The sequence below is a fragment of the Acinetobacter johnsonii genome (assembly GCF_048551975.1).
In the GTDB taxonomy this organism is placed as follows: Bacteria; Pseudomonadota; Gammaproteobacteria; order Pseudomonadales; family Moraxellaceae; genus Acinetobacter; species Acinetobacter johnsonii_A.
This window is the reverse complement of record NZ_JBIMCF010000009.1, coordinates 69,577-81,804: the sequence shown is the minus strand read 5'-3', so window position 1 is coordinate 81,804 and position 12,228 is coordinate 69,577. Positions and strand designations below refer to the sequence as shown.

Here is a 12,228-nt window from a genome sequence, read left to right as displayed (position 1 = left end):
AGGTTGCCTTGATTCAAATTCTGAAAAATAACGATAAAAAAGGCTTCTAGCCCTAGAGTGAGAAGCCTAAGTGAGCATGATATATCTTAAGCAAACACAGACTCAGTGGAACGTACAGCTTTAAGCACAGTTGCCATCGACTCAGCCACATAATCAATATTGTTTAAATTCAGGCCAGCAGTACACATACGGCCGCTGCGGACTAAATAAATACCATAATCTTGTTTCAGCAAATCGACCTGTTCTGCACTTAAGCCCGTATAACTAAACATGCCTTGTTGCTGGGTCAGATAGCTAAAGTCCATATCTGGTAACGCTTGACTGAGTTTGTCTTCAAGTAAGCGACGCATCTGTAAAATGCGTTGACGCATTTCTTCTAATTCAGACTGCCATAGCTGAGACAACGCGGTGTTATTTAATACCTGACTCACCAATAACGCACCGTTAGCTGCTGGGCTAGAATAAATGCGACGGACTGTCGCTTTAAGCTGACCCAATACATTTTGGGCAATGTTTGCGTCATCACAGACAAAGCTTAAGCTACCAACGCGTTCGCCATATAGGGAGAAAATCTTGGAAAAAGAATGGCTGACAATAAAGTTCATACCAGACCGATCTAGCGCGTGTATCGCATAAGCATCTTGCTCCAATCCTTGACCAAAACCTTGATAGGCCATGTCCAAGAAAGGAATCAAGTCATTTGCTTTTAGAACCTCAATCACTTGATCCCATTCATGAGGTGCTAAATCTGCACCTGTTGGGTTATGACAGCAAGGATGCAGTAGTACGATACTTTGAGCAGGTAGCTGCCTTAAGGTATCTAGCATCGCCGTTAGATTTACGGCATGGGTGTCCGCATCATAATAAGGGTAGAAATGGGTTTGAACACCAGCGCCATTAAAGATCGCAATATGGTTTTCCCAAGTCGGCTGACTGACCCAGATCTCGGACTGTGGAAAGTATTTGTTCAAAAAGTCTGCCCCCACTTTGAGTGCACCAGAACCACCCAAAGTCTGAATGGTGACGACACGCCCTTGCTGACGAGCAGGGCTAGCCTGACCGAAAATCAGTTCTTGTGCAGCCTGATTAAAGCTCTTGAGTCCATCCATTGGCAAATAGACTCGGACTTTGTCATAGTCAGGAATTAAATGAGTATAGGCTTTTTGAACCGACTGTAGCTGCGGCACGATATTATCTTCGTTATAATAAAGTCCGATACTGAGATTGACCTTATTCTGGCGCGTATCTTTGCTGAATTCCTCCATCAGAGAAAGAATCGGGTCACCTGCATAGGCATCAATATGTTGAAACATGAATACATCCTAATATGATAAATACGATATTACGCTTCTGGTAAGGAAGTGATTTTACTTTTTTCAAGCAACGCAACATGATCTTCTTGCTTCCGTTTAAGGAAGTAAGCAGTCAGTAAAATCGCGATCCAGACTGGAATCATGAGAACTGCGATTTGCATATCTGGACTACGACTCATAATAAGCAGAATACACGCCATGAAGGCAATACATAAATAATTGGTAAATGGATAGGCCACACTTGGAAAGTGAGTTTTTACCTGCATGCGATTCATGGCTTTTTTAAACTTTAAATGTGTATAAGAAATCACGACCCAGTTAATCACAATAGCCGCTACGACCAGCATCATGAGTAAGTTAAATGCTTTTTCAGGAAATAAATAGTTAATCAGAACACATATTAAAGTAAAGAAAGCTGAAACCATAATGGCATTTACAGGAATACCACGTGGATTAATTTTGCTTAAAAATTTTGGGGCATTGCCTTGTTGTGCCAGACCAAGCAGCATTCGGCTGGTACAGTAATTGGTGCTGTTATAGACAGAAACAGCCGCAGTCAAAACTACAAAATTTAAAACAGCGGCCACGGTCTGGCTGCCTAAAGAGTCGAAAATCAATACAAAAGGACTACCGCCTTCAGCCATCATATTCCATGGATAAAGTGACAAAATTACGACTAAGCTTAAGATATAAAATAACAAGACGCGGTAAACAATTTGATTGACGGCTTTTGGGAGGGTTCTCTGAGGGTTATCTGTCTCTGCTGCTGCAATGCCCACCAGTTCAATTCCACCGAAAGCAAACATAATCATGGCCATAGCCATCACTAAGCCTGTAATACCATTGGGGAAGAAGCCTCCGAGCTGCCATAAATTTTGTAAGCTAGACTGGCTATGACCACTACCGCTGGCCAACAAGTAACTACCAAAAGCAATCATGGCAATAATTGCCACGACCTTAATAATGGCTAACCAAAATTCCATTTCACCAAATAATTTCACGTGCAGTAAATTAATGACATTAATGAAAATAAAGAAACCCAAAGCAGAAACCCACGTTGGAATATCAGGCCACCAGTAATGGATATAGAGGCCGACAGCACTGAGTTCAGCCATACACACTAAAATATTCAGTACCCAATAATTCCAGCCAGACATAAAGCCCGCAAATTTGCCCCAGTATTTATAAGCAAAATGACTAAAAGAACCACTCACGGGTTCATGCACAATCATTTCACCGAGCTGGCGCATCATGAGAAAGGCAATAAGGCCTGCGATGGCATAGCCTAAAATAACAGAAGGTCCTGCGAGTTTGATGGTTTGTGAAATACCGAGGAATAGCCCCGTGCCGATAGAACCACCGAGGGCGATGAGCTGAATATGACGATTACTTAAACCTTTTTTCAGGTTTCCTTGTTCAATGTGCTGCATTTTTATTCTTCATCCATGTGAGATAAAGCCTTGAACTGTGATGATGTTTAGTTATTTTTATATTGTCATCAGAGCAGACTTTAATTTTTTACGAGTATAATTTTTGCGCAAAAGTTAAATTTCCCTGTACATAAAACTATATATACAGGGAAATTCTAGAAATCGTTTAAGCTTTAGATACATCTAAAACGCCACGTTTAATTTGATCGCGTTCAATCGACTCAAATAGCGCTTTAAAGTTGCCTTCACCAAAACCGTCGTCATCTTTACGTTGAATAAATTCAAAGAAGACAGGGCCTAGCATATTTTGAGAGAAAATTTGCAACAAGAGGCGTTTATTACCGTCTTTAGTATTGCCATCTAGCAAGATGCCCCGTTTTTGTAGTTCATCAGCAGGTTCGCCGTGGTTAGGTAAACGTTCATCTAGCATTTCATAATAGGTATTTGGCGGAGGTGTCATGAATTTGGCACCTAAAGCTTTTAACTTGTCCCAAGTGCTAATCAGGTCATCACAAATGAAGGCAATATGCTGAATACCTTCACCGTTAAACTCATTGAGAAATTCGGCAATCTGACCATTTCCTTTATCCGAATCTTCATTGAGCGGGATACGGATTTTGCCATCGGGCGCCGTGAGTGCCTTGGATGTCAGGCCAGTATATTCACCTTTAATATCGAAGTAGCGAATTTCTTGGAAGTTGAAAATCTTTTCATAGAAATCAGCCCAATACTGCATACGGCCTTTATACACATTGTGGGTCAAATGGTCGATTTCATATAAACCTGTGCCGACAGGATGAGAGGGTACATCATCAAAGAATATGAAGTCATTTTGGTAAATGTCACAATCTACGAGGAAAATAGGAGAGCCGCCAATCCCTTTAATTGCTGGGATATTTAGCTCCATCGGACCAACTTGGTTGTAAATGGGTTCAGCACCAATTTCTATCGCCTTTTTAAATGCCTTTGCGGCATTCTTGGTGCGGAAACCCATTGCACAGGCAGAAGGGCCATGTTCTTTATAGAAATAAGCTGCATATGATTCAGGCTGATAATTTAGAATGATATTAATCTTGCCCTGACGCCATAAATACGCATTTTTAGACTTATGTTTTGCCACTTTGCTGAACCCAATGGTTTCAAATACCGCATCTAGCTGACCATCTTTAGAAACAAATTCAATAAATTCGAATCCACACAGTTCTAATGGGTTGGCTAATTCATTCATACAACGTCCTCATTTCTTTTTTAAGCAATCCTATTGCTTATCTTTTTAACGATTCCTTTCAGAGCTAACGGACTGGTCGCTACAATTCTAGAGCGAGAGAGACAAATCCGTTTGTCTGAAATGGGGCACTTGTTCAGCAGCATTCTCAATGTTGAGTGAGCAAGTGTAGAAGTTTTAATTCATCATACTTGATCTAGGTTATTATTCAATACGTAATTTAATTACGCAATAAATAAAATTGGTAAATGATTGACCTATAAAATAAATTAATATTATTCATAAAAATATGTTTTAAAATAGGGTAGCTTTGTTATACCAAGATTTAAGGATGAAATCTGTGTTATGGCTGAATACTTAATTTATTATCACACCTAAAACCATAGGAAATGAGGTTTTACAGATGTTTACATGTTCTAGTGTTTTTAGAATTTAGCTATATATGACTAAAATAGAAGGGAAAAATTGGGTATGAAATTTGACTTATTCCCTAAATCTATCGAGAACAGTGATTTGAAAATGAAATAGCCAATCAATTTATTCGAGCACGAAAATTAATTGTAAAATATCAAGAACAGTTTGACTTACTAAAACCTGACTTGAAAATCCAGATGTAGGTGGCGCCGCGAGCGAGTTTCTTCACGCTGAATTTTTTACATTAGCTTGAGCGGCTGTTGAATCAGCGTCCAAGTTTGAAGGGGATTATTAGTATCACAGTGTCATAAATCGAATTTTTAGTGTTTATGATTAGGCTTAGAGAAGTTGAAAACAACCATAAAATGGTGCGCTCTGCGGGACTCGAACCCACGTCGGTCGCTTAGGAGGCAACTGCTCTATCCAGTTAAGCTAAGAGCGCAAAAGTGCGGTTAATGTAGCTGATTTTAATCAAAAAAATAGTTATTGCCGAAACAATAACTATTTTAAAATGAATATTTTATGCTTTTCTATACAAAATTTTGTATAGGATGAACATTAATACGATCCAAATTGGAATCATGATCACAGCGCCGCTTAAACCTTGAGTCCACATGATGTAAAGCACTACAGCAATAAATCCAAGCACAAGGTAGTTACTGAAAGGCGACCAAAGTGCAGGAAATAATGGTTTTTTCGCTTCGCTTTTCATGGCCTTCATAAATTGAAGATGAGTTAAGCTGATCATGGCCCAGTTCAATACCAAAGCACCAACAACAATATAAATTAAGTTGCTGAGAGCATCTTCTGGCGCAAAATAATTCAACAGTACACAACCGAAAATCAGTAAAGCAGAGAACAAGACTGCTGGAATTGGTACACCTTGTTTATTGGTTTTACTGAATATTTTAGGTGCATTGCCTTGCTGTGCTAAACCAAACAACATGCGGCTGTTAGCATACATACCGCTGTTATATACTGAAAGTGCTGCAGTCAAGATAATAAAATTCAGCAGATGCGCAGCCCAACCAATACCTAATTGACTGAAGATCATTACAAATGGGCTCTTATCTAAGCCACCAAGTTGCAATTCATTCCAAGGTACAAGCGATAACAAAATGGTCAATGAACCCACATAGAAAATGAGGATACGGAATACCACTTGGTTGATTGCTTTAGGAATTGATTTTTGTGGGTTATCAGCTTCTGCTGCAGCCATACCAATCAATTCAATACCGCCAAAGGCAAACATCAAGAAGGCCAGCATATAGAACAGACCTTCAAAGCCATGCGGGAAGAAACCACCATGTGACCAAAGATTGCTGAATGAAGCCGTGGAATCTGCGCCTGCCGTTCCCAAAAGATAAAGACCAAATACAATCATGGCGACGACGGCCGTGACTTTGATAATAGCTAGCCAGAACTCTGATTCACCGTAAAACTTCACATTACCTAAGTTGACTAAGGTAATGATCACAAAGAAGGTGAGAACAGATGCCCACGCAGGAATGTGGGGCCACCAGTAGTTGATATATTTCGCAACAGCGGTCAGCTCGGTCATGGCCACTAGAACATATAGAATCCAGTAGTTCCAGCCAGCCAGAAAGCCTGCAAATTTGCCCCAGTATTTGTTTGCAAAATGACTAAAAGAACCTGCAACGGGTTCTTCAACGATCATTTCCCCAAGTTGACGCATGATTAAAAATGCAATTAAACCACCAATTGCATAGCCCAAAATAATGGATGGGCCAGCAGATTCAATCACATGTGCGGAACCTAAAAATAAGCCAGTACCAATTGCGCCGCCCATGGCAATCAATTGAATATGACGGTTCTTTAAGCCACGCTGAAGTTGAGACGACTCTTTATTCAAGTTATTTCAGCCCGACAATGGATAAGTGTTTTCGATTGTAATAGATCGCGAAGAAATCGCATAGTAGCTCAAAATTTATGAAAAAAAGTTATTATTCATATGAAAAATAATATGTAATAAATTGTAAATAAAAAACATACGAATCAATATATTAATTTTATTTAAATTATAAAATCGGGAATTTTATTTGGAAACCGGACGTTCACAAATGGTTTTTTTTTATACTTGCTTAGACTAAAGTCCTGTACGTTACGCATGGATATTGAAAAAAGGTATTATGAACCAAAGTTAAATCAGCATGCTTGACTTAACACAATGATAAATATGAAGGATTCAATAAAAATGAGTTTTGCACCACAAATCAAAATTCCAGCAACGTATATGCGTGGAGGGACCAGTAAGGGCGTATTCTTTAAATTAGATGATCTCCCAGAAGCCGCGCAACAGGCTGGACGCGTTCGAGATCAGTTATTGCTCCGTGTAATTGGCAGCCCTGATCCTTATGCAAAGCAAATTGATGGTATGGGTGGTGCAACATCGAGTACCAGTAAAACGGTGATTTTAGCGAAGAGCCAACAGCCTGAACATGACGTTGACTATTTATTTGGGCAAGTGTCGATTGATCAGCCTTTTGTCGACTGGAGTGGAAACTGCGGCAACTTAACCGCTGCTGTCGGTTCATTTGCGATTTCAAATGGCTTGGTCGATGCTGCACGTATTCCAGACAATGGCATCTGCACAGTCCGCATTTGGCAGGTGAATATTCAAAAAACTATTATTGCACATGTACCTATTACGCAGGGGCAAGTTCAAGAAACAGGTGATTTTGAACTTGATGGTGTGACGTTCCCAGCTGCAGAAGTGCAAATTGAATTTTTAGATCCAGCCGATGATGGTGAAGATGGTGGTGCCATGTTCCCAACAGGGAATTTGGTCGACACTTTAGAAGTTCCTGAGGTTGGTCGCTTTCAAGCTACGTTTATCAATGCAGGCATTCCGACCATTTTTTTAAATGCAGAAGACATTGGCTACACGGGGAGTGAATTACAAGACGCAATTAATGGCGATGCCAAAGCTTTAGCACGTTTTGAAACCATTCGTGCCTATGGTGCAAAACAGATGGGGCTGATTCAAGACATTTCTGAAGCTGCCAGTCGTCAACACACGCCTAAAATTGCTTTTGTTTCTAAGCCAAAACAATATGTCTCGTCGAGCGGTAAAACTATTACAGAGCAAGACACCGATTTATTGGTTCGTGCACTTTCTATGGGTAAATTACACCATGCGATGATGGGGACAGCGGCTGTTGCCATAGGTACTGCAGCAGCGATACCAGGCACCTTGGTTAATTTGGCCGCGGGTGGTGGAGTACGTGAAGCCGTTCGTTTTGGTCATCCTTCAGGGACCTTACGTGTCGGAGCGCAAGCAATACAAGAAAAGGGTCAGTGGGTAGTGAAAAAAGCTGTCATGAGTCGTAGTGCTCGCGTGCTAATGGAAGGTTGGGTGCGTATTCCAGCGGAAAGCTTGGATTAACGCGATGTAAAAAGCCTCTTTCTGGAGAGGTTTTTTTATGTCAACTCTAGGTCTGTGATAAGAAGGCTAAAAATAACTAAGACCATGAGCAGTGAATTTTAGAGCTTGATTGCTTGTGTAATGGTTGCTTGAAATAGTAGAAAAGTCATTCTTATCATCTCGTCTGCAAAAATTAATAGAATACTGTGCCTTGTTTGTGCTTTCGGCATAGAGAAAGCGGGCAGAAAGCAGTATCATGCCAACAGATCATTTCAAATGATCGGCTCAGTCAAACTGAGCACCAGATTAATTTATCCTATTGTTATTCGAGGCGAATGTGTCAGCACTAACCGACGTATCAGCAAATGCACTCCAACAGGCTCAACAACGTATTCACGATGATTTATTGACGGCACTTGATGCTTTTTCAATTCCGGAACCGTTAAAGAGTGCTGTGCATCATGCGGTCATGTTAGGTGGCAAACGTGTACGTCCTGCGCTGTGCTATGCCACCGCACATTTAAATCCAAACAATAATACAGCGGCCGTGCGCCGCGCCGCTGTGGCTGTGGAGTTGATTCATTGTTATTCCTTGGCACATGATGATTTGCCGTGTATGGATAATGATCTTTTGCGCCGTGGTCAGCCGACCTGTCATGTGGCGTATGGTGAAGATACAGCTTTGCTTGCGGGCGATATCTTGCAGTCCATGGCATTTGAAATTTTAGGTAGCCGACTGTTTGATGCTGGCCCAGTGGTTGATCAGGATATTGTACTGAAGCAGATGCAAATTTTAGCGACAGCGAGCTCTAAAATGGTGTGTGGCCAAGTCCTTGACCTACAAGCCGAAGGTAAACGTGTCGAGCAGGCTGCACTTGAAAATATCCACCGAAATAAAACGGGTGCATTGATTTCTGCTGCGGTGATGATGGCCGCGGTGACTGTATTTGACGGTTGTGATCAAGCGATTCCTAAGTTACGCGAATATGCGCAGGCAATTGGTTTGGCTTTTCAGGTACAAGACGATATTTTAGATATCATTTCAAATACAGATGTACTGGGTAAAACCGCAGGGAAGGATGAGCAAGTCAAAAAATCGACTTATCCAGCCTTAATGGGACTTGAGGCTGCACAAGACTATGCCAAGACTTTGCATGATCAAGCCTTTGCTGCTTTGGCTTATTTCCCAACGGATGCGGCAGCAGAACTGAATCAGATTTCACAGTTTTTATTGGCTCGCCAAAGCTAAGTTTCAGTGTTTAGATTAAAAAAGAGGACATAGCGTGTCCTCTTTTTTAATGCTTGTTCCTTAGAGGCTTGAGTTTTTTCATAATGCCAATAAAAAAGACAGCTCGAAAGCTGTCCTCATTCAATCAAACCAAGCATCAGTTAGATGTCTTTACGTCCCATAACACCGCGGATGGTACTTAAAATATCGGCTGGTAACACCACTGTTTTAGCATTGTTTGATTTAGACATGTCTTGCATCGCTTTGACATATTGTTCACCCAACAAGTAAGCCACAGGAATTTCCTTGTCACCCACAGCAGAAGTGACCATTTCAATGGCACGCTGAGAAGACTCTGCTAAGACCACTTGCGCTTCTGCGTCACGGCGAGACGCTTCTAAACGGCCGTCAGCCTCTAAAATCGCGGCTTGTTTTTCACCGTCTGCTTTGGTCACAGTCGCACGACGTTGACGCTCAGCTGCCGCTTGCGCCTCCATTGCTGCTTGCATGGTTGAAGATGGTTGAATGTCTTGAATTTCAACGGTTTTTAGGGTAATTCCCCAGTCTGAAATATCATCCGAAATGGCTGCTTTAAGTTTGGCTTTAATGTGATCACGAGATGATAATGCATCATCAAGATCCATTTCACCGACGATTGAACGCAGTGATGTTTGCACTAAGTTCTGAATGGCCCATGTATAGTTTTCAATCCCATAGACGGCATTTACAGGCGTGGTGATGTTGATATATGCCACTGCATTCATGAGCAAAACGGCGTTATCGCGGGTAATCACTTCTTGAGAGGGAATGTCTAATACAATGTCTTTGGTCGTCACTTTATAAGCCACTTCATCGACATAAGGAATCACAAAGTTGAGACCTGGACTCAACGTGCTATGGTATTTCCCTAGACGTTGTACGATCCATTTATAACCTTGTGGAACAATACGGACACCTTTAAAAATGGTGACAGCGGCAAAAGCCAAAATTGCTAAAACGACAATAAATCCACCAGACATATGCTTAACTCACTTTTATCTATTTTCGTTGCTTGAGAGATGTGCTTTGACCATTAAATCATTGCCGAGTATTTCAACGACACGCACTCGGTCGCCGACGTGGACTTTATCTAAAGTACGACAGTTCCATTCATCTGAACCGAGTACGGGAATGGGGAAGCGAACGCGAATGTGTTCATTTTCAGGACTTGCTTGAATCACCATGCCAATTTGACCGATGGTTGCTTCACGAGACAGTCCTGCCTTGGTTTTGTCAGTCGAAAGCGGTTTAATAAATTTAAACCAAAGTAAAGTGCATAAAATCGACAAAATAATCCACGTCACAAACTGCGTGGTAACGCCCATCATGGGGAACATCCAGTACAAAATACCGACCATAATGGCCGCAATACCGAACCACAATGCGGCAAAAGCAGGCAGAATTAGCTCTGATAACATTAACAGAACGCCCAATACAAACCAGTGCCAAGGTTCAAAAGCAAATTCCATACATCTACTCATAATATTCGTTATAGGGATATAGATGCAGAAGCATCTATATCAATTTAGCAGATGAATAAGTCTTTGAATATTAAAAATCAAATTTTTTAGAATTTGGCTTTGGGCGCAGGTTTAAAAGCAGCTGGAGTCTTTTTAAAATCGCCTATGGCTTTTTCGATCGATTTAATTTTGAGCTGCGCGGCTTTTTCACCTTCTAAAATAGATTGATTGCTGGCTTTTAAGTCTAAAGTACCTAAGTGGCCAACTTTGGGTTGAATCACTACAGTTGCTTGGCTCAATTCTTCATTGATGCTTTGCTGCCCCATAATATTAATGGTCTGGTCGAGCAAGCCCCACATATTCAGTGGCTTGTTTCCAACGGGACGGGCTGAAATATCAACTGCAATTACAATATCCGCGCCCATGTCCTTGGCTGTTTTCACTGGAATTGGGCTAACAAGGCCACCATCAACATATTTGGTTCCACCAATCACCGCAGGGACAAAAACGTTCGGAATACTGCATGAAGCACGTACTGCTTGACCCGCATTGCCTTTAATAAAGTCGGCTTTTCGTCCTGTATCCAGACGGGTAGCGACTGCAGCGAAGCGGATAGGGAACTGTTGAATCGGCTTGTTGCCGACGTGTTTATTGACATAGTCTTGCAGTTTTTGACCTTGAACAAACCCTTGGGAGTTGAGGGTTAAGTCTCGAATGTCCGATTCTTTTAAAGTCAGCGCAATTTGCTGAAGCTGGAAAGGCGTTTTACCACTGGCATAGATACTTCCCACAAAACTTCCCGCACTGGTTCCCGTAACAATTTTAGGTTTAATACCATGTGACTCTAAAACTTTAAGCACCCCAATGTGTGCAAAACCTTTGGCACCGCCACCGCCGAGTGCAATCGCAATCACAGGTTCACGAGCTTGAATGGGAGTAGTTGTTGGTGTTTTATTTGATGCAAGATCACATCCTGCCATTGTCAGTGTGAGTGCACCAATCAGAGATAAACGAGCAAAATTCATGGTCAACAGTACTAAAACGCAAAACAAATAATGCTGCACATCTCAGCAGATTAGACCTTGATTTACTAGCTATTTTTTAAGCGTTTTTGTAAAGGCTTGGCCAACCATTTTGGGTTCTTGGCTGAAAATTTGCCGATATACAGATCTAAAATATGCTCTAGGTCTTGCTCAAAATGTCCAGTAGGATGAAACACGCCCAAGCAGTGAATAGTTTTTTGCGCATAGTCAAAGGAAAACATCACAATTGGAATCTGTGCACCATAGGCAATGCGATAAAAGCCACTACGGATGGCTTCGGCTTGCTTACGTGTGCCTTCAGGCGCCATACCGACCCAAATTTTTTCTTTGCTGTGAATAATATCGATAATATTTTGGGTTAACCCTTGGGCATGGCTACGATTGACTGGAATGACGCCAATCCACTCAAGTAACGGTTTCAGTGGGGTATGAAACAAACTGTTCTTGCCAAAAATGGTGATTTGCAGGCCTAAGCCCAATAGAGCCGTAAAGCCATGCCATGCATCGATATTTGAGGTATGCGGTGAAATAATTGCTACCGCTTTAGGCAAGTTGGGAAATTCGCCAACAAAGCGCCAACCTTGCGCCAAATAAAGCTGCTTAAAAATAGCGCGAGTGAATGCAGATGAGTTACGACTTGGAACTTGATCTGGTAGTTCTGGAAAATATTGGTTCATTGTTATTATACTCA

10 protein-coding genes and 1 tRNA gene are annotated in these 12,228 nt (G+C 41.5%); 2 read left to right on the top strand and 9 right to left on the bottom strand.

What is annotated here, in order from left to right; translation table 11 throughout:
* Positions 1–86: 86 nt before the first annotated feature.
* From ACG9ZB_RS09315 to ACG9ZB_RS09295, 5 genes are all read right to left on the bottom strand, one after another.
* On the bottom strand, positions 87–1,313 hold the full coding sequence (locus tag ACG9ZB_RS09315) for an aromatic amino acid transaminase (protein WP_419325451.1): 1,227 nt from the start codon (positions 1,311–1,313) through the stop codon (positions 87–89).
* A gap of 29 nt (positions 1,314–1,342) precedes the next feature.
* Positions 1,343–2,743, bottom strand: coding sequence for an amino acid permease (locus ACG9ZB_RS09310; RefSeq protein ID WP_419325449.1), 1,401 nt, complete (start codon positions 2,741–2,743; stop codon positions 1,343–1,345).
* A 166-nt stretch (positions 2,744–2,909) separates the two neighbouring features.
* On the bottom strand, positions 2,910–3,971 hold the full coding sequence (gene hppD, locus ACG9ZB_RS09305) for a 4-hydroxyphenylpyruvate dioxygenase (protein ID WP_183176302.1): 1,062 nt from the start codon (positions 3,969–3,971) through the stop codon (positions 2,910–2,912).
* Positions 3,972–4,748: 777 nt separating this feature from the next.
* Positions 4,749–4,824 (bottom strand) — tRNA-Arg (locus tag ACG9ZB_RS09300).
* A 78-nt stretch (positions 4,825–4,902) separates the two neighbouring features.
* Complete coding sequence (locus tag ACG9ZB_RS09295; RefSeq protein WP_419325448.1) at positions 4,903–6,255, bottom strand: amino acid permease; 1,353 nt, start codon at positions 6,253–6,255, stop codon at positions 4,903–4,905.
* A 342-nt stretch (positions 6,256–6,597) separates the two neighbouring features.
* Here ACG9ZB_RS09295 and prpF point away from each other — a divergent pair, with 342 nt between their 5' ends.
* Positions 6,598–7,788, top strand: a complete 1,191-nt coding sequence (gene prpF / locus ACG9ZB_RS09290; RefSeq protein WP_419325447.1) for a 2-methylaconitate cis-trans isomerase PrpF — start codon at positions 6,598–6,600, stop codon at positions 7,786–7,788.
* Positions 7,789–8,104: 316 nt separating this feature from the next.
* Positions 8,105–9,016, top strand: coding sequence for a polyprenyl synthetase family protein (locus ACG9ZB_RS09285; protein WP_419325446.1), 912 nt, complete (start codon positions 8,105–8,107; stop codon positions 9,014–9,016).
* 140 nt (positions 9,017–9,156) lie between these two features.
* Here the strand turns inward: ACG9ZB_RS09285 and ACG9ZB_RS09280 are convergent, their stop codons facing one another.
* The 4 genes from ACG9ZB_RS09280 to ACG9ZB_RS09265 form a co-directional block, all read right to left on the bottom strand.
* On the bottom strand, positions 9,157–10,014 hold the full coding sequence (locus ACG9ZB_RS09280; protein WP_151836515.1) for an SPFH domain-containing protein: 858 nt from the start codon (positions 10,012–10,014) through the stop codon (positions 9,157–9,159).
* A gap of 15 nt (positions 10,015–10,029) precedes the next feature.
* Positions 10,030–10,503 carry an NfeD family protein gene (locus tag ACG9ZB_RS09275; RefSeq protein ID WP_058869116.1) on the bottom strand — a complete coding sequence of 158 codons (474 nt, stop codon included), beginning with the start codon at positions 10,501–10,503 and terminating at the stop codon, positions 10,030–10,032.
* Positions 10,504–10,601: 98 nt separating this feature from the next.
* Positions 10,602–11,519, bottom strand: coding sequence for a patatin-like phospholipase family protein (locus ACG9ZB_RS09270; protein ID WP_419325445.1), 918 nt, complete (start codon positions 11,517–11,519; stop codon positions 10,602–10,604).
* Between the two features lie 65 nt (positions 11,520–11,584).
* Positions 11,585–12,214, bottom strand: a complete 630-nt coding sequence (locus ACG9ZB_RS09265; RefSeq protein ID WP_419325444.1) for a 1-acyl-sn-glycerol-3-phosphate acyltransferase — start codon at positions 12,212–12,214, stop codon at positions 11,585–11,587.
* Between the last annotated feature and the right edge of the window lie 14 nt (positions 12,215–12,228).

Excerpts from the sequence above, each read along its gene's own strand:
- ACG9ZB_RS09315 (WP_419325451.1), bottom strand. The coding sequence starts at position 1,313 with ATGTTTCAACATATTGATGCCTATGCAGGTGACCCGATTCTTTCTCTG.
- ACG9ZB_RS09310 (WP_419325449.1), bottom strand. The coding sequence starts at position 2,743 with ATGCAGCACATTGAACAAGGAAACCTGAAAAAAGGTTTAAGTAATCGT.
- hppD (WP_183176302.1), bottom strand. The coding sequence starts at position 3,971 with ATGAATGAATTAGCCAACCCATTAGAACTGTGTGGATTCGAATTTATT.
- prpF (WP_419325447.1), top strand. The coding sequence starts at position 6,598 with ATGAGTTTTGCACCACAAATCAAAATTCCAGCAACGTATATGCGTGGA.
- ACG9ZB_RS09280 (WP_151836515.1), bottom strand. The coding sequence starts at position 10,014 with ATGTCTGGTGGATTTATTGTCGTTTTAGCAATTTTGGCTTTTGCCGCT.
- ACG9ZB_RS09275 (WP_058869116.1), bottom strand. The coding sequence starts at position 10,503 with ATGGAATTTGCTTTTGAACCTTGGCACTGGTTTGTATTGGGCGTTCTG.
- ACG9ZB_RS09270 (WP_419325445.1), bottom strand. The coding sequence starts at position 11,519 with ATGAATTTTGCTCGTTTATCTCTGATTGGTGCACTCACACTGACAATG.
- ACG9ZB_RS09265 (WP_419325444.1), bottom strand. The coding sequence starts at position 12,214 with ATGAACCAATATTTTCCAGAACTACCAGATCAAGTTCCAAGTCGTAAC.